This window comes from Actinomyces procaprae (genome assembly GCF_004798665.1).
Classification (GTDB): Bacteria; Actinomycetota; Actinomycetes; order Actinomycetales; family Actinomycetaceae; genus Actinomyces; species Actinomyces procaprae.
Genome location: NZ_CP039292.1, coordinates 2,242,720 through 2,263,281 on the forward strand (window position 1 = coordinate 2,242,720; position 20,562 = coordinate 2,263,281).

Annotated in this window: 18 protein-coding genes; 1 reads left to right on the plus strand and 17 read right to left on the minus strand. The window is 70.2% G+C overall.

Going from position 1 to position 20,562, the window contains the following annotated elements; translation table 11 throughout:
- Positions 1-1,608 precede the first annotated feature (1,608 nt).
- The 13 genes from E4J16_RS09015 to E4J16_RS09075 form a co-directional block, all read right to left on the minus strand.
- Positions 1,609-1,923 (minus strand): chorismate mutase, encoded by a 315-nt coding sequence (locus E4J16_RS09015; protein ID WP_136192324.1) that lies wholly within the window; start codon positions 1,921-1,923, stop codon positions 1,609-1,611.
- The gene (gene clpX, locus E4J16_RS09020) at positions 1,920-3,212 is read right to left on the minus strand and encodes an ATP-dependent Clp protease ATP-binding subunit ClpX (protein ID WP_136192489.1); all 1,293 of its coding nucleotides are present in this window, start codon (positions 3,210-3,212) and stop codon (positions 1,920-1,922) included. Before clpX ends, E4J16_RS09015 begins: the two co-directional genes overlap by 4 nt.
- 163 nt (positions 3,213-3,375) lie before the next feature.
- Positions 3,376-4,344, minus strand: coding sequence for a diaminopimelate epimerase (locus E4J16_RS09025; protein ID WP_136313804.1), 969 nt, complete (start codon positions 4,342-4,344; stop codon positions 3,376-3,378).
- Between the two features lie 9 nt (positions 4,345-4,353).
- A complete protein-coding gene (gene miaA, locus E4J16_RS09030; RefSeq protein ID WP_240038094.1) occupies positions 4,354-5,304 on the minus strand; it encodes a tRNA (adenosine(37)-N6)-dimethylallyltransferase MiaA in 951 nt (316 codons plus the stop codon).
- A gap of 29 nt (positions 5,305-5,333) precedes the next feature.
- Complete coding sequence (locus E4J16_RS09035) at positions 5,334-5,993, minus strand: type III secretion system chaperone family protein (RefSeq protein WP_136192327.1); 660 nt, start codon at positions 5,991-5,993, stop codon at positions 5,334-5,336.
- Positions 5,990-6,463: a type III secretion system chaperone family protein gene (locus E4J16_RS09040; RefSeq protein ID WP_136192328.1), complete on the minus strand. Its 474-nt coding sequence runs from the start codon at positions 6,461-6,463 to the stop codon at positions 5,990-5,992. The genes E4J16_RS09035 and E4J16_RS09040 overlap by 4 nt, the downstream gene beginning before the upstream one ends.
- A 182-nt stretch (positions 6,464-6,645) precedes the next feature.
- Complete coding sequence (locus tag E4J16_RS09045) at positions 6,646-7,188, minus strand: FMN-binding protein (RefSeq protein ID WP_136192329.1); 543 nt, start codon at positions 7,186-7,188, stop codon at positions 6,646-6,648.
- Positions 7,185-7,955 (minus strand): ABC transporter ATP-binding protein, encoded by a 771-nt coding sequence (locus E4J16_RS09050; protein ID WP_168708068.1) that lies wholly within the window; start codon positions 7,953-7,955, stop codon positions 7,185-7,187. Before E4J16_RS09050 ends, E4J16_RS09045 begins: the two co-directional genes overlap by 4 nt.
- Position 7,956: 1 nt before the next feature.
- A complete protein-coding gene (locus E4J16_RS09055; RefSeq protein ID WP_204519776.1) occupies positions 7,957-9,318 on the minus strand; it encodes an ABC transporter permease in 1,362 nt (453 codons plus the stop codon).
- A gap of 8 nt (positions 9,319-9,326) precedes the next feature.
- A complete protein-coding gene (locus E4J16_RS09060) occupies positions 9,327-10,616 on the minus strand; it encodes an ABC transporter permease (protein ID WP_136313805.1) in 1,290 nt (429 codons plus the stop codon).
- A gap of 1 nt (position 10,617) precedes the next feature.
- Positions 10,618-11,889, minus strand: coding sequence for a DUF2318 domain-containing protein (locus E4J16_RS09065; protein WP_136314647.1), 1,272 nt, complete (start codon positions 11,887-11,889; stop codon positions 10,618-10,620).
- A gap of 89 nt (positions 11,890-11,978) precedes the next feature.
- On the minus strand, positions 11,979-12,608 hold the full coding sequence (locus E4J16_RS09070) for an iron transporter (protein WP_136192332.1): 630 nt from the start codon (positions 12,606-12,608) through the stop codon (positions 11,979-11,981).
- A 51-nt stretch (positions 12,609-12,659) separates the two neighbouring features.
- A complete protein-coding gene (locus E4J16_RS09075) occupies positions 12,660-14,399 on the minus strand; it encodes an FTR1 family iron permease (RefSeq protein ID WP_136313806.1) in 1,740 nt (579 codons plus the stop codon).
- A 189-nt stretch (positions 14,400-14,588) separates the two neighbouring features.
- Between E4J16_RS09075 and E4J16_RS09080 the strand changes: the two genes are divergently transcribed.
- Positions 14,589-15,572: an FAD:protein FMN transferase gene (locus E4J16_RS09080; protein WP_136313807.1), complete on the plus strand. Its 984-nt coding sequence runs from the start codon at positions 14,589-14,591 to the stop codon at positions 15,570-15,572.
- Between the two features lie 95 nt (positions 15,573-15,667).
- Here E4J16_RS09080 and E4J16_RS15975 read toward each other — a convergent pair whose 3' ends face one another.
- From E4J16_RS15975 to E4J16_RS09100, 4 genes are all read right to left on the minus strand, one after another.
- A complete protein-coding gene (locus E4J16_RS15975) occupies positions 15,668-16,051 on the minus strand; it encodes a GntR family transcriptional regulator (RefSeq protein WP_136313808.1) in 384 nt (127 codons plus the stop codon).
- Positions 16,045-16,992, minus strand: coding sequence for a hypothetical protein (locus tag E4J16_RS09090; RefSeq protein WP_136313809.1), 948 nt, complete (start codon positions 16,990-16,992; stop codon positions 16,045-16,047). The genes E4J16_RS15975 and E4J16_RS09090 overlap by 7 nt, the downstream gene beginning before the upstream one ends.
- A 149-nt stretch (positions 16,993-17,141) precedes the next feature.
- Positions 17,142-18,821: a tRNA (N6-isopentenyl adenosine(37)-C2)-methylthiotransferase MiaB gene (gene miaB / locus E4J16_RS09095; RefSeq protein ID WP_136313810.1), complete on the minus strand. Its 1,680-nt coding sequence runs from the start codon at positions 18,819-18,821 to the stop codon at positions 17,142-17,144.
- A gap of 102 nt (positions 18,822-18,923) precedes the next feature.
- Positions 18,924-20,426 (minus strand): NAD(P)/FAD-dependent oxidoreductase, encoded by a 1,503-nt coding sequence (locus E4J16_RS09100; RefSeq protein WP_136192338.1) that lies wholly within the window; start codon positions 20,424-20,426, stop codon positions 18,924-18,926.
- Between the last annotated feature and the right edge of the window lie 136 nt (positions 20,427-20,562).

Below are 20,562 nucleotides of genomic sequence, written 5' to 3' on the forward strand. Positions count from 1 at the left end.
TTGTGGGTGTGGTGGCTCGGGCTCGCGGGTGGTCGTGTTCGGCGCGGACGGGTCCGACTTGGTGGTCGTGTTCGGGACTGGGAGGTCGTGCTCGGGCGTGCGGGAAGCGAGGTCGTGGGTCCTGCGCGGACGTTCTGAGACTGACGACGACATCACCGGCGGCGGGGATGTCCTCGGGGCGGTGTCACGGGCGTGGAGCAAGTGGGATCGAGGCCAGGGCACGGTCGTTGGGTACGCCCCTTCGGCCTCTACTACGCCCCTTCGGCGTTTACTACGCCCCATCGGCCTCCGCTACGCCCCTTCGGCCTCCGCTGAAGGGCCCAGAACCCTTCAGCAGACACCCAACCGGCGTAGTAAACAGGCGCTTCCGGTTTGGGTTGTGGCGTTCAGCCGGGGCTGTGGTGCGGGGGTGGTGGTCGGGGCGATGCTGGCGTGCTCGGGTCAGTGCGACATCGTCGGACCGCCGAAGACGCTCTCCCGGAAGGCACCCTCGAGGGCCGGGGCATGTCCTCTAGCAACCCCGCCAGGCCATCCGGACCGGCTCGTCGTGCTCGTGGATGTGGCCGCCGACGCGTCGCCGGGTGAGGAAACCGGTGCGCCTGCCGGCTCACCACGGCGACCGCCGCCCAGCTGTCACTGATTGCACCACTTTACCCGCCCGGATACGAGCCACCTAGCACAAATCGTTGAAATCATGCGGTTCTGTTGACCGGGTTCCCGGCGCGTCCCGGCGAAAGTGGTGCAATCTGTGACAGCAGTGAACACCATCGGATGCTCACCGGCGCTACGCGTTTGCGGGCGTGGCGGTACGGACCCGCGGGTGGTCGCGCTCGGGTGTACGAGGTCGTGCCCGGGCGCGCTGTTCAGCGTGCACCGGCCCGGCTAGGTGGTCGCGCCCGGGCGCGCGGGATCGTGCTCGAGCGTCCGGGCGAGGTCGGCGTGGGGCACGTGCGGAGTTCTGGGGCCGACGAGGACATGTGGCCGGCGAGGGGGTGTCCCCGGGGCGGCGTCACGGGCGTCGAGCGAGTGCGGTCAAGACCAGCGCGCGGTCATCGGGCACGCCCCTTAGGCGTCTACCACACCCCTTCGGCCTCTGCCACGCCAGTTAGACCTCCACTGAAAGGCCCAGATCCCTTCAGCAGGCACCAAACCCGAGTAGTAAACCCCGAACCGGCGCAACAGACCACGCCAGCGCAAACCACGCCGACGAACCACCCCCCCCGGCTCCACCCACACCCCCAAACACGAAGCGCCAGCATCACGCGAGCAACTAGATGTGCGGCTATTCGTGTTTGAGGGTGTGGTGGTGGGGCGGGGTGTGTCTGCTGCACCGGTTGGACGTTAACAACGCTACTTAACGGTCTGCTGTACGCCTCTGGGCCCTTCAGCAGACGGTTAACAGGCGTTGTTAACCCCGAAGTGGCGTTGCAGATGAACCCGCTTCCAGACGCCGGGACCGCCGACAGACAAGTGCGGCGCGGTGTACCGGCGGGCTCACCAGGTCCCTCACCCCGCAACACCCGAGCCAACACGCCCACATGCACGAAGAGCCGGTTAACTAGGAGCCGGAAAGTGTTCAGCCGCCAGTTCTCATGGAGTCCAGCGGCCTCAGGCGTCCGCCGATGCCCCGTCCCGGATGGCCTCGTGGTGGCGGATCACCTCGGCCACGATGAAGGCGAAGAACTTCTCCGCGAACACCGGGTCCAGGCCCGCATCCTCCGCAAGCGCACGCAAGCGGGCCACCTGCTGGCTCTCACGGACCGGGTCCGACGGCGGCAGGCTCAGGTCGGCCTTGAGCCGACCCACCTGCCGGGTGCAGCGGAAGCGCTCCGCCAACAGGTGGATCAGGGCTGCGTCGAGGTTGTCAATGGTGGCCCGGTAAGCCGCCAGCTGCGGCGGTACCTGCGCTTCGGAATCGCTCATGCGCTGCGGGTCCTGCCCTTGGACGTGGCCGATAGGGTGCCGCTGCCGTGCTCGTAGCGGGGAGCGCCGGTGCCGCGCACGGCATCGGCGTCGACGACCACGCGGCCGACCTCCGGCATCGACGGCACCTCGAACATGGCCTGCCCGAGCACCTCCTCCACGATGCTAGTCAACCCTCGCGCCCCGGTCTTGCGCTCCAGTGCGAGGGATGCGATCGCCTGGATCGCCTCATCGGTCAGCTCCAGCTCCACACCGTCAAGGCTGAACAGGTACTTGTACTGCGAAACCAGAGCGTTCTTGGGCTCGGTCATGACGCGTACCAGCTCCGGCACGCCCAAGTCGTGGACGGCGGCGATCACCGGCAGTCGACCGATGAACTCAGGAATGAGGCCGAACTTGTGCAGGTCCTCCGGGCGCACCGGCGTGGAGAAGACGTCCTCACTGTGATCCTTGGCCAGGGTGGCGCCGAAGCCGACGAGCTGCGCGCCGGCCTCGCGGCGGCGGCGCTGGCGGACGATCTCCTCAATACCGGAGAAGGCGCCGGCGGCAATGAACAGGATGTTCGTGGTGTCGATCTCCAGGAACTCCTGGTGGGGGTGCTTGCGTCCGCCACCCGGCGGCACCGACGCGGTAGTGCCCTCGATGATCTTCAGCAGCGCCTGCTGCACGCCCTCCCCGGAGACATCGCGGGTGATCGACGGGTTCTCCGCCTTGCGGCCGATCTTGTCGATCTCGTCGATGTAGATGATGCCCTTCTCGGCGCGCTTGACGTCACCATCGGCGGCCTGGATCAGCTTGAGCAGGATGTTCTCCACGTCCTCGCCCACGTACCCGGCCTCCGTCAGGGCGGTCGCGTCGACGATGGCGAAGGGCACATCCAGCAGGCGTGCCAGCGTGCGCGCCAAGTGGGTCTTGCCGGTGCCGGTGGGGCCCAGCAGCAGGATGTTGGACTTGCCCAGCTCCAGTCCGTCCCCCTCGGCGACGGCGCGCTCGCGCATCTGGACGCGCTTGTAGTGGTTGTAGACCGCCACGCTCATGGCGCGCTTGGCTTCCTCCTGGCCGATGACGTACTGGTTGAGGAAGTCGAAGATCTCCTGCGGCTTGGGCAGTTCGAGGGGAACGCCGGAGCTGGACGCTCCCAGCTCCTCGTCAATGATCTCGTTACACAGCTCGATGCACTCGTCGCAGATGTAGACACCCGGTCCGGCAATGAGCTTCTTGACCTGCTTCTGGCTCTTGCCACAGAAAGAGCACTTGAGAAGGTCGACGCTCTCAGCGCTGCGTGCCACCTGGATTCCCTCCCGTTTTCGGGTGTGCCCGTAGGCTACGGGCACCGCCCCAGCCTACGGGGCGCAGGCCGCCACGGCTACAGTCAGACGGCCGGTGTGTTGACACCAATCCTGTCCGGCTCATCGCGCTCGGGCAGGCTACGTCCGTGGGCGGTCAGGGTGATCAAACCAGCGTGATACGGCCCACGAGGTCGACCGGACCCGTCAGCACCGCCATGGCGTCATCCACCAGCGGAGCCGCCCCAACGTGCACACCTACCTCGCCACCGGGGATTTCCAGCAGGTAGTCGGTGAGAGCCCCCTCCCCGGTCCACTCATGCAGGGCTGCCGCCGCCGCGCAGTAGGCCTCGGCCCCGCCGGCCGGCCCCGCACCCGACGTCAGCACCCGCACGCGGGCGAGCCCCACGCGGTCGCCGGTGCCGGGGTCGGTCCGCTCCCCCATGGGAACTACCAGCTCCAGGCTGGGCGCCGCGTCCGGCTCGGGGTCGTAGTCGACCTGGCCCCCGGCAGCCGTCGCGCCCGCCCCTGCGGCATCGAGCTCGGCCTCCTCCCCCAGGGCGACGACGACGTGCCGACCGCACAGGTCCAGGCTCAGTGCCGCTCTCTCCCCGTCCAACCCGGGTATGCGTACCACGGTGTCCCAGCCCTCGTCGTCAGGGACGGCGGCCGGATCGGCCACAGCAGCGGGGTGCGCGGGCCCGGCGTCGACCGCCCACTGCCCGCCCAGGCGAGTGACAGTCCTGGCGCCGCCACGGGTGCCAATGGTGATCGCGGCGCCGTCGTCCAGCGGCACGAGTCCCTCGGAGTCCAGGACGGCGGCCAGCATGCGGCAGGCGTCGCCGAAGGGGAGGTGCGGGCCGACCGCCGGGGTGCCGTCCGCCAGGTAGTAGTCCAGGAACCACTCGGCCTCGGGGACGGCGGCCCGGAATGCCTCGGCGCCGGACAGGGCGTTGATGCGCACCACCCGCACCAGCCCGTCGGCCCCCAGCCCGGCGCGGCGATCACAGACGGCTACGACGTCGGCGGCGGTGACAGCGACCTCCTGCTCGGGGTCGATGAGCAGGAGAAGGTCGGTGCCGGCGGCGTGGCCCTTAATGAGCGCACGTCCGGACAGGCCGGGGGCAATGGTCATGGGGCCACCCTATTGCCTGTCGGGGGATGTCACGGCACTGTCCGCGTCCCGCACGATCCGGGCTGCCTGCTCAACGACGCGCCGGCGCTCCCCGCACGCCCAGGTGCCGTCGGTGGCGGCGACGTCGAGCCAGTGGACGCGTGGATCGCGTCGGAACCACTTCAGCTGCCGGGAGGCGAGCTTGCGGGTGGCGGCAGCGGTGTCGGCCACCGCCTCCGGGACACTCATGCGGCCGTCCAGTACGCCGATGGCCTGGGCGTATCCGATGGCGCGCGGGGCGGTCGGCCCCTCCCGCAGGCCGTCGGCGAGCAGCGCCTCGGTCTCCTCCAGCAGCCCGGAGGCGAACATGGCCTTGGCCCGGTCCTCGATGCGGGCGTTCAGGACGGCACGGTCCCAGCGCAGCGCCAGGTGCACGGTGGGGGCGAGGTCGGCGTACCGGGGCAGGGATGCGGAGAACGGAGCACCGGTGAGCTGAATCACTTCCAGTGCGCGTACGACGCGTCGCGTATTGGCCGCGTCGATGCGTGCGGCGGAGACGGGATCAGCACGCCGCAGCTCCTCCCAGAGGGCGGCGGCGCCCTCACGGCGGGCACGCTCCTCCAGGGCGGCTCGCACAGCCGGGTCGGTGCCGGGAAAGTCGAGGGCGTCGGTCACGGCGCGCACGTACAGACCGGAGCCGCCCACGATGACGGGCCGGTTGCCGCGGGCGGTGATGGCACGCAGGTCGGCGCGGGCATGGGCCTGGTAGGCGGCGACGTTCGCCTCCTGGACGACGTCGAGCACGTCGAGCTGGTGGTGGGGGTAGCCCCGTCGCTCCGCAACGCTCATCTTGGCGGTGCCGACGTCCATGCCGCGGTACAGCTGAAACGCGTCGGCGTTCACCATCTCTGCGCGGCCGCCCAGGGCGTCGGCCAGGTCGAGTGCGAGCGCGGACTTGCCGGTGGCGGTGGGACCAACCACCGCCACCTGCACCGGTGGGACCTGGGCGTTCACAGCTCTGGCAACAGGGGTCGGACCTGCCCGAGAGCCTGGGTGCAGGAGGACAGGGCGGCATCCAGGTGCAGTCGCAGCTGGGAGTCGGTGACGCCTGGCGCCATTCCCACCATGTAGGTGGCACGTACCAGCGGGCCCGCGGGCGTGTCCACCAGGGCGACCGTCGGGAAGTACTTGTCTCGGTTCCAGTCGTTGACGGAGGCGGCGAGCTCGTCACGGTCCCCCTCCGCGGCAGGCTTGTCCCAGTCGCCGGAGACCAGCAGCCAGTCGTCGTGGCCCTCGGGGATCTCGATGACGAATGGGAAGCCGTCCCAGGTGCCCAGCAGGCAGACGTGCTCGTCCTCGCGGTGGCGGCGCACCCCGTAGCCCATGGGGCCGGTGAGCGTCGCCTCTATGCGCTCCAGCGTCAGCGGCGCCGTCTCCTCCCCACCGGAGTGCGCCAGTGCGGCGGGCCCGTCGGGCGCAGTCGGCTCGGAGGGCGGGCGCTCAGGGTAGTCGATGTCGAAGTCGGACAGGTCCACCGGCCGTGGCCGCCGCAGCCGGCGCCCCGCTCCCCGGGGGCCCTGCCGCCCCTCCACCGGGACGTGCTGGTCCCAGGACTTGGCGAACAGCCGCGCGATGAAGTCCGTCCATCGCCGACCCGGGCGGCGGCTCATGGGTCCAGCCTTCCACGGATCGGGTCGGGGAAGACGTCCTCCGCCTCCCGCATGAGGGCGACTATTAGGCGGCACCCGGTGAAGACGAAGTCATCCAGCTGAGCGTCGGTCATGCCGGCGCCCAAGGGGTAGGTGACCTCCCCGTGCAGGCGCACCACCCCGCCGTCGGCAATCGTCAGGTAGGCCTTGGGACCGATGCGGGTCGCGTTCCAGTCCTCCACCAGGCGGCGCAGCTCCACCAGGTGCTCGGTGTCAGCGATGCGGTGCCAGACGCCCCGCAGCTGCAGAGCGCGGTCGCCCTGGAAGATGGCATGGACGGTGACGTAACGCCAGGGGATGCCGATATCGCCCTCATCGTCCAGGAAGAACCGCAGGCCCAATCGGCGCACGCAGTCCATGACGCGGTCCACGTCAACGGGCGCCGGCGTGGCGGGTGCGTCGGCGGCGCTTGCGGGTCCGGACTGCGGCATGACTCCAGCCTAACCGGCGTCCCACCGGTTTCCCATGCGGCTTCGCGCACGGCTGCGCGCCTTGATGGACGCTGGGACCGGATGCGGCGAAGGAGGTCCGGGCCGCATCAGCGGCCCGAGGCGCCAGTGCCGCGGACGGTGAGCCGTCTCCCGGCCCCTCCGGCCACCCCGGCGCCTCGTCGTCAGGAGGCCTCGGCGGCCTGGGCGGCGATGGCGTCGACGGCATCGTTGAACGCGGCCGAGGTCTTGGAGGCGCCGGCCAGGGCGGTCACGTGCGCGTCCTCGATGCTGCGACCGACGACGGCGTCCTCAATCTCCTCCACGAAGCCGGAGATGTAGTTCTTGGAGGTGCCGGTCAGGGCGTGGCCGGTCACCGAGACGTCGGTGATGTAGCCGTCTTCCAGACTGATGGTGACGTCGATGGAGTCCTCCTCCACTACGCCGTCGACAACCCCATACGCCTTACTGGCGGTGTACTCGCCGTCGGCGTACGGACCGCCGGTGGGTGTGGCGGAGGGGGTCCGATTCGCGGAGGCGGTGGCGAGCGCCGTCGGGTTGAGTGTCTGCGCGCGGCCGGCGTACTCGTCCTGGCCGGGCGTGACCTCCCCACCGCCGCAGCCGGCGATTCCGGCAGTAGCCAGGACGGCTCCGACGGCGGCCAGCGTGCGGCGGGCCGGGCCGACGGCGGGCGGCACCTGAGTTAGCGTGCGCGCAGTACTGCTCATGCCGTCCCCTCCTGACCGAAGTCGAGCATGTCGTTCTCCCGGCGTCCGGCGGCGACCGTGTTGAGCTTCTCCCCCGTGAGCCTTCCGTGGTTCAGCAGGATCTGCCGCTGCCCGCAGGAGGCCACGTGGGCGTCGTGCGTGACCACGATCAGGGTCGTGCCGGCCTTGTGCAGGCGGGCGAAGATGTCCAGGACCAGCTGCTCGTTGGCCTCATCGAGGTTGCCGGTGGGCTCATCGGCGAGCACCAGCTGCGGGTGGTTGATCAGCGCCCGGGCGATGCACACGCGCTGCTGCTCGCCGCCGGACAGCTGTGAGGGCAGGTGGTGGGCGCGGTCGCCCAGGCCCACGTTCTCCAGGGCCGCCAGGGCCTCCGCCTGGTCCGTCATGGAGTGGTAGTACTGGGCGACCATGACGTTCTCGATGGCGGTCAGGTGCGGGATCAGGTGGAACTGCTGGAAGACCAGCCCGATCACGTGCTTGCGAATGTCGGTGAGCTGGGCGGCGGAGAGCCTGCCCAGCTCCCGGCCGTCCAGGAGCACGGAGCCGCGGGTGGGGGTGTCCATGCAGCCGATGATGTTCATCAGCGTGGTCTTGCCCGATCCGGAGGAGCCCACCACGGACAGCCACTGCCCGCGCGGCACCTGCAGGCTGAGGTCGTCAACAGCGTGCAGGTCGCCGTAGATCTTGGACACGTGCCGCAGTTCGAGCAGCACATCGGCGCCCTGGTCCGGCGAGCCGGTCCGCGGCGCGGTGAGCGTGTCGGTCATGTCATTCCTCTCTGAGGACAAGCGCGGGGTCGATGCGCGAGGCGCGGCGCACCGGAGAGTATGAGGCGACGACGGCCACCACTGTAGTCAGCACGAGGGAGGCCACCGCCAGCCACCAGTTGAATCCGATGGGGCGGTCGAACACGCCCAGGCCGACGGCGACGGCCAGGCCGTGGCCCACTGCCGTGCCGACCACGCCGCCGACCAGCCCCAGCAGGCCGGCCTCGGCGAAGAACTCGGCGGCGATGGAGCCCTCGGAGGCGCCCAGTGCCTTGCGCAGGCCGATCTCGTTGCGGCGCTCGGCGACCACGACGGTCATGGTGGTGGACACGCCCACGAGCGTCAGGCCGAGCACCACCACCGCCACCACCCAGAACAGGGTGTTGAGCATGGTGATGATGCGGGTATCGCCGCTGGAGATCTTGGACACGGGCTGGGCGGCGACGCGCCCGGCCGCCTCGGAGTCGGCGACCGCGGCGGCGACCTCATCCACGCCGGCCTTGGCGGTGTCCACGGAGAACTCCACCACGTCGTACCCGGCATCTGCGGTGCCGGTGAGGGACTCCAGCGCGGCAGTGGGGACGTAGACGATGTCGTCCTCCTCCCCGCCGGTATCCACGATGCCGGCCACCCGCCACTGGGCCCTGCCCGCGGCGGTCTCGTCTGACTTGGCCGGGTCGTCGGCCGCCGCCGTACTGCCCGCGTCACCGACTCCGGCGAGGTTGTCGCTGGACAGGTACTCGGCGGTGACCGCGGAGCCGACGCTCAGCCCGGCGGCCTCGGCCACGTTCATGCCGACCAGCACCTGCCCCTCGCCCGGCCAGTCGCCGTCGATCTCCCAGTGCCCGTTGAGGGAGCGGACCGCCTCGACGTCGATGCCGGCCAGGAGGTAGGGAGAACGGTTGATGCGGATGGTCTCGTAACGGTAGGCGGCGGTCGCCAGCTGCTCGGGGGCGGCGCCCACGGCATCGGCGACGGCGGCGTCGACCAGGTCCAGGTCGGCCGCGGAGATGCGCACGGTCCGGGCGGCCGCGCCCGACGCCGCCTGCGCGGTTGCTGCCGGCGGCGTCGAGCCGGTGGTGCCCGCGCCCGTCGCGGATGCACCCGCGTCCAGCTCGGCCACCGGCACTACGATGAGATTGGCGCCGAACTGGCGCATCTGCGCGCTCATCTGGGCCGGGACGGCCAGGCAGATGGCGGCGAGGCAGAACAGGGTGGCCGCACCCACTGCGGAGGAGCCGATCGCGGCCAGGGCGCGGGAACGACGCCGGAACATGGCGCCGATGAGCATGGTGGCGAACATGCGCCGGTTGGTCATGGGCCGGGTGGTCGCCGAGCGATTGCTCGCGGAGCGGCTGGTCATGGTGCTCCTCACCGCCTGTGCAGGGCGGTCGCGGGCTGGATCCTCAGGATGGTGCGCAGCGAGGAGGCTGTGGCCACGAGCAGCACCAGCGCCACCAGCACCACCACCAGCACGTACACCATGGGCCGCATGGTGATGGAGGAGCCGAATACCACTTGTCCGATCAGCTGGGCGATGCCGGAGCCGACCAGCGCACCCACAGCCGTTCCGATCACGCCGATGACGGCGGTCTCCGCCAGGATCAGCCGGTTAATGGAGGCGGAGGAGGCACCCACCGCCTTGAGCAGGGCGAACTCGCTGGTGCGCTCCACCAGGGAGGCGTTGGTCAGGGAGGCCACGGCCAGCGCCGCGGCGACCAGGCTGAGGGCGGTCATCAGGATCATCAGCGCCTGAGTCTTCTCCAGCACCTTGCCCTCGACGGCGGCCACCTGCCGCACCTGCTTGGCGACGGCGCCGGGGATGACCTCCTCGATCTGGTAGGTGATGGAGGAGGCGTAGGCGGTGCAGTACCAGGTCTCCCACTCGGCAGCGGACAGCACATTGGGGTTGCGGGCGGCCTTGCGCGACAGGTCGTTCTCCGGAGTGGTCAGGGCCTTGACCTCGACCTCGTCGACCTGGCCTACGTGCCCGGTGAGCTCCTGGACCACCGCCAGTGGGGCGTACAGGGAGTCTTCATCCGCATCGCCGGAGGTGTACACACCGGTGACGGTCAGGACGCGCTCACCGGTCGCGGTGGACAGGGTGAGGGTGTCACCGGTGGTGACGCCCAGGCGCTGGGCGAGGGTGGAGCCGACTACGGTCTCCTCGGCGTCGTCCGCGGGCCAGGCGCCCTCCAGGGTCCACCAGGAGCGCAGGGTGGTGACCCCCGCGGTCGTGGTCTGCCCGGTCGACAGACTCAGCTCCTTGTCGAACCAGGTTCCGGTGACGCTCAGGTCCTGTGCCTGGCCGGAGGCGGAGGCCACATCGACGCGGCCGCTGAGCTTGGCGGAGAAGTCGACGATGTTGTACGCCCAGAAGATCGTCTTGATGCCCGCCACCTCCTCCTCGGCGATGAAGGCGGTGGCCTCGGCGGTCTCCTCGGTCTCGTACAGGCTGGAGACGACGGCGCCGGCCTTGGGCTGGACCACGATGTTGGACCCGTAGGCGGTCAGCTCCGCGTTCAGCTTGTCGCCGACGTCGAGCACGACGCCGAGCATGGCCACCGAGATGGAGGCGCACAGCGCCACGGTCAGCCCGACCAGGGAGCGGCGCCACAGCTGGCGGGTGAAGGAACGGTGCAGTAGGCGTGCGAAGAACACGTCAGGCGAACACCTCCGCGCTGTCCTCCAGGACACTCAGGGGCACGCTGACGGCGCCGTCGTCGACCACGAAGTCGATGGGGATGGGGTTGCAGCCGCCCTTGAAGCCGATAGTGGCCGGGTTGATGGCCACATCACAGCGCTTGCAGATGATCTTGCCGCCACCCTCGTAGTACCCGGCCGGCCCGCAGGACTCGCAGGCGTCCAGCCCCACCCCGTAGGCGCCGCCATTCTTCAGGATCATGATGAAGCGGACCTCGGTGCCGTCGGAGGCCTCGTAGGCGAAGCGGTGCAGGTGGCCGTCGGCCAGGAGGGCGGCGGACACGACGGCGGCGTCGTGGGAGCGCTCGTAGGGCTCGGGATCGGACAGGGTGGGGACCTCGTTGACCTTGGCGACGGCGACGGTCCGGGTGGCCGCGAGGGCGGCGAAGCCGAGCCCGGCGGCGAGCACCCAGCGGCGCGAGCGGCGCCGCTCGGCACGCAGGGCGCGGGTGAGTGCCGGATTGGCCTGTACCGGGGTGCGCCCGACCGCCCGGGCCAGGGCGAAGCCCATGGGGACCAGCCATAGTGCCGCCACAGTCAGTAGGACGATGCCGCCGGCATTGTTGGTGGCCCACGACATGGCGCGGAATGCGTCTGTGCCGAGCCGGATCCGGTGAGCGGACTGCAGCACCCGGGCCAGCTGGAGGGCGTGAATGGCGCCGAAGGCGAGCATGAACACCAGCAGGGTGATCCGCGTGGGACCAACCGGGGCCCGGCGGGCGGCGCGGTAGTAGATGAAGGCGAGCAGGGCGACGGAGATCCAGCCGCCGATGAATCCGAGCGCCCGTAGCAGCATCTGCGAGGACAGTACCTCCTCGCCCGGCTCGATGAATGCCGCGAGCTGCAGCACCACCTCCGGTACGGCACGGAAGAAGCTCAGGGCGATCGCCGAGCAGGCAATCGCCTGGGCGGCCGCGCCCACGCGTCCGTCCACGCCCCAGGTGGGACGGCGCACCAAAAGTGCGAGCACCACGATCAGGGCCGCATCCACTGCCACGCAGGCGATGAGCGTGGGGATGTTGACGATGGTGCGCCGGTCGATCACGGAGGTGGCCCGCAGGACGGCGAACACGAGGGCTCCGGCGGTACCGGTGAGGGCGGAGGCCAGGCGCCAGCGGCTGGCGCGCGGCCACCCCTCTACAGCTGCGGGTGTCAGTACCACCGCCAGGGCGGCGTACAGCAGGAAGGGCAGCGCGGCCCCTCCAACAACGGAAACAAAGCGCTCCAGCACTCCGCAGGTGCTCCTTTCGGTATCGATTGCCCATGCCTGTTCGCCCGCGCCTGCGGGCCACGCGACGGCGGCGCCGTCGCGCCGTGTTTTCACCACTCCATGGGGGTGTAGTCCCAGTCCCAGGTCAGCTCGATCGGCTCGGTCCAGAAGCGGCCCGTGACGCCGGTGTCGGGGTCGGTGTGCAGCACCCAGCCGTTCTCCTCCGGGCTGTGGATGGTGATGGTGACGGTGTACTGGCCGGCGTCCGGCAGGGCGATGTTACCGCCGTAGTGGGGGCCGTCGGAGGCGTTCATCTGCATGAAGGTGCCCTCCACGGCCTCGCCGGAGCCGTCGGCCGGGGCGATGGAGTAGTCCACGGTCAGGCCGGGCACGAAGTCGCCGGCGCCGTAGCCGAGCGTGTTGTCCGCCAGGGCGCTGATGTCCGCCTCCAGGTGCAGGTCCGCCTGTGAGGCGGGCAGTCCGGCGGCGCCGGCGGGTTCCATGTCCACCGGCTGGAAGTAGACCAGGTTGACGTTGATCTGCCCCTCGGCCTCCTGGTCCTTCTGGGACTCGTTGACGTCGAATTCCTCGAATCCGGCCTCGTTACCGGCGTCCGCAGCCGCCTCGGTGGCTGCGGCTGTGGAGCTGTCGGCGGTGTCGTTGGAGGAGCAGGCGGCCAGGCCGAGGGTCCCGGCCAGGACGAGTGCGCCCGCCACGCTGACGAGTTTGAGGGATCGCATGGGGTGTTTCCTTCGTTGGTTGTTGGTGCTGGTTATTCGGAGTGCCCAGGACTACTCGGCCGTGGCCTCGGCATCGGGCTCCGAGGCCGCTCGGGCGGCGTCTACCCGGCGGTGACGCAGCACGGACACGGCGGACAGGACGATGACGAGCGCAGCCATGAAGGCCTGGAACAGGAGGGTCTCCCGATAGGGGTACAGGCCCAGGTAGTCGTACGTGGGCCACCCCTCGACGTAGGTCGCCGGGATGATGTCGCCCTCAATGAGGGCGTGGGCGCCGCCGCCGGCGAATATCACGACGAGGACGGCCATGAGGAAACTCGTGATGGCGAAGAAGGGCCGCAACGGAATCCTCACGCTGGTGAAGCGGATGAGCAGGAAGACGGCCACGAGCACCACCGCCCCAGCGGCAAAGCCCTGCCAGATGCTGGCCGAGCCGGAGGGGTCCATGGCGAACAGGGCCTCGTAGAACATGACGGTCTCGGCGCCCTCGCGGAAGACCGCCAGGAATGACAGGGACGCCAGTGCCCAGAAGCCGCCGTTGGAGATGGAGGCCTCCGTCTTGTCCTTGATGTAGCGGTTCCAGGAGGCCACCGATGACTTGGACAGCATCCAGTTGGAGGTGAACAGCAGCATGACCATGGCGATCAGCGCCACGACGCCCTCGAGGATCTCCTGGTGGGCGGAGGCGGAGTCGTACAGCCAGGCGAACAGCAGCGCCACCATGCCGGAGCCCGCCAGCCCCAGTATCAGGCCGGCGTAGATGTACTTGACACGGTCCTTCATGCCGGCCTTGAGCAGGTAGGCGATGACGGCGGCGACCACCAGGATGGCCTCCAGCCCCTCGCGCAGCAGGATCAGGAAGGCCTGCCCGAAGGAGCCGGTGAGGAAGGCCTTGACGGGGCTGATGTTCTCGGCCGCGCCGCCGTCGAGGGTGGCGGCGTCCTCGGTCAGGTAGTTCTTGAGTGTCTCGGCGTTGGCGGTGATCGTTTCGATGTCGCTGCCGCCCACCATGGCCTTGCGCACGACCTTGAACTGGTTCTCCACCTCGGAGACGCGGTCGCCGGAGATGGCGGACATGACGGTCTTCTCAAAGCCGAGTTTCTCGTAGTAGCCGTAGTAGGCGTTGTTGACGTCGGCGGCGCCGCCCTCGCGGTCCCCGGAGGCGGCCTTGTCCACGCCGGAGTCGATGAGCTCGTTCATCTCGGCGGCTACTTCCGTCCAGGTGCGTTCGCCGCGGCCCTCGTTGATCCGGGTCTTGTTGGCCTGGAGCTCGGCCCGCTCGGTGGCGATGGCGGCGGCCTGATCGGCGGCGTAGGTGCGCGGGTCCGCCAGGTCGGCGAGCTCATCGAGTTGAGCGGTGGTGTCGGCCAGGGAGTCGGAGAGCTCAGTGACGCCCGCGCTGATAGTCGCTTCATTACCGGTGGCGTAGGCGGCCTGACGCAGGTCGGTGAAGTCCTGCCGCTGCTGGGATGCGGTCTCCGCGCCGAGGTTGTCCGTAGTAACCAGCTGCAGATTGGAGGCGACGTATCCGGAGTTGTAGGCGCGCTGGAAGGCGGCGGCGGCGCCGGGGCTGTCACCGGCTGCGTAGGAGTCGGCGGCGGCGTCGAGCTGGGCGGAGATGGCCTCGGCGACGGCGGCCCAGGAGTCGTAGTCCGTGTCGGACTCGGCGGCCCGGGCGGGTGACCACGACCCGCCCAGCACTCCGGTGAGCAGCACCAGTGCCGCGCCTAGCACGATGACGGCGTGCGCCCGGCGGGAGATGCGGTGTTCCTGGGTTGGGGCACTGGGCATGCGGCCGGTTTCCTTCGCGTGACGAGCGGTGCAGGCAAGCCTTCCGAAGTTTAGGCGAGGCATGTCTGTATCCGAAAGACTAGACTCACATAATTGCCCGCGTCAAAGCCGACTTCGGCGAGAACTGGTTGACGCACCACACGTCGCCATGGTCGGATGGCCGACATCGGGCCAGGTCAGGGAGGTTGTATGCACGCACCGAGCGCCCCGGGCGGCCTCTCCCGGCCCTGGTGCTTCGAGGCCACCGGCTGTCACTGGACGGTTAATACACGCACTCAGCTGCCCGACACGCTGCGCAAGCGGATCACGAAGCGCGTCACCACCTTCGAGGACGTCTGGTCCCGCTTTCGGCCGGGCTCGCTGGTCAGGCGGGCGGCCGCCGGGGCACTCCCCCGCCGGGCCGACGGCGGGGTGGAGCTGAGCCTGCCTGCCAGGTCCAGCACGCTGCTGGAGCTGTACGACCGCCTGCACGCGGCGACGGACGGACGCATCGATCCGCTGGTCGGCGCAGACCTGATGGCACTCGGCTACGACGCCGAATACAGCTTCGTGGTGCGCGACGGCGCCGCCCACAGGCTCGGGGCCGACCATGGGCGGCCCACCTGGGCGGACACCGCCCGCCACGATGGCGACAGGCTAGTGCTGCGCGAGCCGGCGCTGATCGACGTCGGCGCCGCCGGCAAGGGCTTCCTGGCCGACCTGCTCGCCGACTGGCTGAAGGACGCCGACCAGGAGGAGTACGTGATCGACGCGAGCGGCGACCTGCTGGTGCGCTGCTCCGAGCCGGTGCGCGTCGGCCTGGAGCGGCCCGGGGCGAGGAGCGGAGGCGAGGGCGAGGTGGTCGGCGTCGTTGAGCTGACCGACGGCGCGGTGTGCGCCTCGGGCATCTCCCGCCGCACCTGGGGGCCGGGACTGCACCACATCCTGGATGCGCACACGGGCCTGCCGGTACAGGGAATGAACGCCGTCATCGCGACCTGGGCGGTAGCGAGCAGTTGCGCCGTCGCGGACGGACTGGCCACGGCGCTGTTCGTGAGTGATCCCGCGGCCCTGGCGGCTGCGGGCTTCGACTACGACTTCACCCTGCTGCGCGCCGACGGCTCCGCGGCCGTCTCCCGCACCTGGCACGACCTGCCCGCCGCACTCTTCACCGCCCCTCACCGAGATCGGTAGAAGTTACGTACCGAGGTCGGTAGAACTTACGCACCGAGATCGGTAGAAGTTACGTACCGAGGTCGGTAGAAGTCACGCACCGAGATCGGTAGAACTTACGTACCGAGATCGGTCGGAGACGGAAGATCGCGCCGCAGGCAGTCCTGCACGGCTGCCACGATCTGCGCGTCGGTGAGCCCGAGCCCCCGCATTCCGGCGACGCAGTACGCCGCGAGCTCGGCCGCGCTGCTCCCGCCCACGGCCGCGGGCGGCGCGACGATCGTGCCGGTGCGCCGGTTGGTGCGGACCAGGCCGGCCTGTTCGAGCTCTCGGTAGGCCCGGGCAACCGTCCCCGGAGCGACCCCGAGGTCCGCTGCGAGCCGACGTACCGAGGGCAGCCTCGTCCCGACGTCGATCTCCCCGGTGACGATCTGCGCCCTCAACTGGTCCCGGATCTGCTCGTAGGGGGGTGTCCGGCCGGAGGCGTCGACCGTCAGCACGCCCGCCCCTCCTGCGCATGCCCCGTGAGGTCATGGTCGCGCCACAGCCCCAGGGAGGGGTTGCGCACCCGCCGTCCGCGCTGCCACGGCACGAGAATCGCCGCCCAGCAGGCGAGCCCCACAAGAAGGGCGGCCAGCCCCAGGAGCGCGGTCAGCTCCATGCCCCGGGCACGCACCTCCGGGGCGATCAGCCACGTGGCAGAGGTCCCGAGAATGACCAGGGTCGCCAGGAGCCCGGTGCCAACAACCACGTCGAGCACTCCCCTGACGGCGCCCGAGCGCAGCGCATCATCCCAGGCGAGCTCGAGGTCGCTGTGTGCCCGCTGGGGACGATCGGCCAGGACCGCTGCGAGCCGCAGGCAGAGCATCTCCGCGACTCCCACACACGCCCCCGCGCCGATGACTGCCGCGAGCACCAGCCACCCGCCGTCCGGGCGCAGCGGGGTCAGCACCCACACGCCCAGGGCGGCGATGCAGGCGAAAGCGATGGACAGGACCGCAAGGAGCGCCGCACGACGGTCCCAGCGGTCGCAGTAATCCCTCCACGTCGTGGCCCGGGCGCGGGCCACCCGGGGCGCGGCTGGGAGGGGATCGACCACCTCCCGCATCAGGCCGATGATCGCGCCGGTCGCATGCCCAAGAGCAGTGGCCAGGAGCGTGATGAGCGGCACGAGGTGGACGGCGCCGAACGCCTGGGCCGCCGCGGCCATCGCGACCCCCACTGCCCAGCCGCCCCAGCCCCAGGCGACGGCGGTATGCGACCGCAGGCGCAGGCGCGAGAGCACCTGCTGCCGAAGGTCGGGCGGCAGCACGAGCCCCTGTCCGCCGAGGTACTCCTCGGTGTGTTGATCCCGGCCGGGGCCATCCCGGAGTGCGCTCGCGGCGGGCAGCTGGAATAAGACGGCGGCGATGAGCACCCAAACGACGAATGTCGACATCATCGACCTCCCACTCAGTGTACCAACACACTTAGTGTGTCAGTACACCGCGTGACTGTCAACTCCCACGGGTCCACCCGGCGACTCCGAGTCGCTCACAATGCGCGCCCTCAAGGCATCACTATTCGTGGTCGCGAAGCGGTGCAGACGACCTACCTCATGCCATGCGCCCCGGGACGGAGCGTCGGCATACCAATGGCCACGGGCGCCGCATCCGGCTCGGGCTCGGCGTGGGATTCACGGCGACGGCGCTCCCAGGCATCCCCGGCCCGGGTGCGCCGCACCTCGAACAGGGCGGGGCCGCCGTCCAGCCAGATGCGGTCCCCGGCACCTCGGCCCGCACCATCCACGGCCGCCCCATCGGCCGCGACGCCGCAGCGGGCGGAGTCGGCAATGAGGTTGTGGGGGGCGCCGTGCGTGACGCGGACGGTGAGCATGTCTCCGGGTCGCGGGGCGCCGGCGGCGTAGTCGTCCGCAGCCAGTCCGGCCGGCAGGGCGGCGTGCACCAGGCGGTTGTCGGCGGCGCGACCGGAGATGCGTGCAGTGGCCCGGTCGCGGCGGCCCTCGCCCTCGGCCACGAGGATCTCGACGATGCGCCCCTCCTGACGCTCGTTCTCCTCCCGGGTGATGCGGCGCACGAGCTCGTCCAGTCGGGCGTAGCGCTCCTTGACCACCTCGATCGGCACCTGGTCGGGCATGCCCGCGGCCGGGGTGCCCGGGCGTGGGGAGAACTCGAAGGTGAAGGCGGAGGCGAAGCGGGCCTGCTCCACGACGTCGAGGGTCGCTTGGAAGTCCGCCTCGGTCTCACCGGGGAAGCCGACGATCAGGTCGGTGGTGATGGCGGCCTGCGGCATCCGGTCGCGCACGCGCTCGAGGATGTCGAGGAACCGGCGGGTTCGGTAGGAGCGGCGCATGGCGCGCAGTATCCGGTCCGATCCGGATTGCAGCGGCATGTGCAGGCTCGGCATGACCGCGGGCGTGTCGGCCATGGCGTCGATGACGTCGTCGGTGAAGGCCGCCGGGTGCGGGCTGGTGAAGCGCACCCGCTCAATGCCCTCCACGCTCCCGGCCGCGCGCAGCAGGCCGGCGAAGGCGCCACGTTCACCGAAGCCGACGCCGTAGGAGTTGACGTTCTGCCCCAGCAGGGTGACCTCGATGGTGCCCTGGGCGGCGACGGCCTGGACCTCGGCCAGGATGTCACCGGGGCGCCGGTCGCGCTGCTTGCCGCGCAGGGAGGGGACGATGCAGAAGGTGCAGGTGTTGTTGCAGCCCACCGCAATGGACACCCAGGCGGCGTAGGGCGACTCACGCCGGGTGGGCAGGGTGGAGGGGAAGACCTTAAGGGATTCCTCGATCTCGACGGCGGCCTCGGCGTTGTGGCGGGCGCGGTCCAGCAGCGCGGGCAGCACGTCGATGTTGTGGGTGCCGAAGACGACGTCGACCCACGGGGCCTTCTCGACGATCCCCTCCCCCATCTGCTGGGCCAGGCAGCCGGCGACGGCGATCTGCATGCCGGGGCGCTCCCGCTTTACGGCGGCGAGCTGACCGAGGTTGCCGAACAGGCGGGTGGCGGCGTTCTCCCGCACGGAGCAGGTGTTGATGATGACGACGTCCGCGCCGCCGTCACCGGCCGCGGTAGCACGCGCCGCCACCTCGGGAACGTCCTCGGCGCGGCGGTATCCCGCCTGCTCCAGCAGGCCCGCCATGTGCTCGGAGTCGTGGACATTCATCTGGCAGCCGAGCGTGCGCACGTGGTAGGTGCGGGGCAGGCCCGCGCCCCGTGTCCGCTCGTTCGGGGATGCGGTGCTGGTAGGCGTGGCGGTCGTAGTCATCGCGGGCAGTGTAGGCCCGTCGGGCACCCGGATCGACGTCCGGGCTGTGGACCTGGGGCGCACGGCGGGCACCCGGCCGCCCATTCCGGTGCGGCGGACGGCTCAGCGACGTCGCTGGGCGAGGCGGGCATCGTGCTCCGCGGCGGCGGCGAATGCCGCTCCCGGTGCGGCCACCGAGCCGAAGCTGGCCAGGTCGCGGCGGAAGACGACGGCGGCGAACCAGTCCATCATGATGCGCACCTTCCGGTTCAGGGTCGGCATGGCGTAGACGTGATAGCCGCGATGCGCGGTCCATGCCATGAATCCGCGCAGGTTGTGGCCCATAATGCGGGCCACTCCCTTGCCGATTCCCAGCGAGGCGACCGTGCCGAGGTTCTCGTGCCGGTAGGAGGACAGCTGCGGGCTCTCGCCGGACTGCGCCGTCAGCGCCGCAACCAGGTTGGCGGCCAGTACCTTCGCCTGCCGAACGGCGTGCTGCGCGGTGGGGGCGCAGGTGGCCTCCGGGTCGGCACTGGTCAGGTCCGGTACGGCGGCGCAGTCTCCGGCGGCCCAGGCGCCGTCCACGACGACGCCGTCACGAGCCACCTGCAGCGTGGGCCGGGCGGTGACGCGGCCGCGAGCATCAATCGGCAGGTCGGAGTCGGCCAGCACCGGCGCGGCCTTGACGCCGGCGGTCCACACGATGGTGTCGGCGTCGAACTCGCTGCCGTCGGACAGGACCACGTGCCCGTCCACGCAGGAGTTCAGGAAGGTGGACAGGCGCACGTCGATGTCACGCTCGCGCAGCTGCTGGAGGCCGTAGCCGGACAGCTCCTCGGTGAGCTCCGGCAGGATCCGCCGGGTGCCCTCCACCAGCACGAAGTGCACGTCCTCCTGCTCGATGCTGGGGATCTTGGCGACGGCGGCACGCGCCATGTCCTCCAGCTCGGCGATCGCCTCGACGCCGGCGAATCCGCCGCCCACGAACACGAAGGTGAGCAGGCGGCGGCGTCGGGCGTGGTCCCAGGTGGAGGCGGCGTCCTCGATGCGGGAGAGCACCCGGTTGCGCAGGGCAAGGGCCTCCTCCACCTGCTTGAAGCCGAGGGCCTGCTCGGCCAGCCCGGGGATGGGCAGGGTACGGGCCTCGGCGCCGAGGGCCAGCACCAGTTGGTCATAGGCGAGCGGGTACGGTTCGGGGGCCAATAGCGTGGACTCGGGCACCGGGGGCGTGATGGTGATGGTGCGGCCGGCGTGATCGATGCCGGCGACCGAGCCGGTGATGATGGTGATGCCGTCCAGGCTGCGCCGGTGTGGGGCCACGACGTGCCGGGGCTGGATGGAGCCGGCGGCCACCTCCGGGAGGAATGGCTGGTAGGTCATGTACGGCCGCGGGTCGACGACGGCGATCTCCACCTCGTCGGTGTTCAGCCGCCTCCGCAGCTCCCTGGCAGTGGTGAAGCCGACGTAGCCGCCCCCGGCTATGACCACGCGCGGCGGCCGGTGGCGGTCGGGGCCGACGGCGACGGCGGGCACGTGCGGGCGGGCCGGACGGGCGGAAAGGGCGAGCGCGGCGCCAGCAGCGGCGAGGCCCACGGTGCCCAGTGCGATGGCAACAGGACGTCTCATAGGAGAAATGTAAGGATTGCCTTATGCAAGAGGGAAGCGGCGCCTGCGCCACCTCCCATGATTCGCCTCACATCCCCGCGCCGGCACGCCGGAGCCGACGCCAGCGAGAATCCGCAGCGCCAGCCACCGCACCTGT

What these genes read in the sequence shown, in the direction of transcription:
- E4J16_RS09015 (WP_136192324.1), bottom strand. Translation starts at nt 1,923, where the DNA reads ATGAGCGATTCCGAAGCGCAGGTACCGCCGCAGCTGGCGGCTTACCGG.
- E4J16_RS09050 (WP_168708068.1), bottom strand. Translation starts at nt 7,955, where the DNA reads ATGACCGACACGCTCACCGCGCCGCGGACCGGCTCGCCGGACCAGGGC.
- E4J16_RS09070 (WP_136192332.1), bottom strand. Translation starts at nt 12,608, where the DNA reads ATGCGATCCCTCAAACTCGTCAGCGTGGCGGGCGCACTCGTCCTGGCC.
- E4J16_RS09025 (WP_136313804.1), bottom strand. Translation starts at nt 4,344, where the DNA reads ATGACCATTGCCCCCGGCCTGTCCGGACGTGCGCTCATTAAGGGCCAC.
- E4J16_RS09045 (WP_136192329.1), bottom strand. Translation starts at nt 7,188, where the DNA reads ATGAGCAGTACTGCGCGCACGCTAACTCAGGTGCCGCCCGCCGTCGGC.
- E4J16_RS09090 (WP_136313809.1), bottom strand. Translation starts at nt 16,992, where the DNA reads ATGATGTCGACATTCGTCGTTTGGGTGCTCATCGCCGCCGTCTTATTC.
- E4J16_RS09040 (WP_136192328.1), bottom strand. Translation starts at nt 6,463, where the DNA reads ATGCCGCAGTCCGGACCCGCAAGCGCCGCCGACGCACCCGCCACGCCG.
- E4J16_RS09080 (WP_136313807.1), top strand. Translation starts at nt 14,589, where the DNA reads ATGCACGCACCGAGCGCCCCGGGCGGCCTCTCCCGGCCCTGGTGCTTC.
- E4J16_RS09075 (WP_136313806.1), bottom strand. Translation starts at nt 14,399, where the DNA reads ATGCCCAGTGCCCCAACCCAGGAACACCGCATCTCCCGCCGGGCGCAC.
- miaB (WP_136313810.1), bottom strand. Translation starts at nt 18,821, where the DNA reads ATGACTACGACCGCCACGCCTACCAGCACCGCATCCCCGAACGAGCGG.
- E4J16_RS09055 (WP_204519776.1), bottom strand. Translation starts at nt 9,318, where the DNA reads ATGACCAGCCGCTCCGCGAGCAATCGCTCGGCGACCACCCGGCCCATG.
- E4J16_RS09100 (WP_136192338.1), bottom strand. Translation starts at nt 20,426, where the DNA reads ATGAGACGTCCTGTTGCCATCGCACTGGGCACCGTGGGCCTCGCCGCT.
- E4J16_RS09035 (WP_136192327.1), bottom strand. Translation starts at nt 5,993, where the DNA reads ATGAGCCGCCGCCCGGGTCGGCGATGGACGGACTTCATCGCGCGGCTG.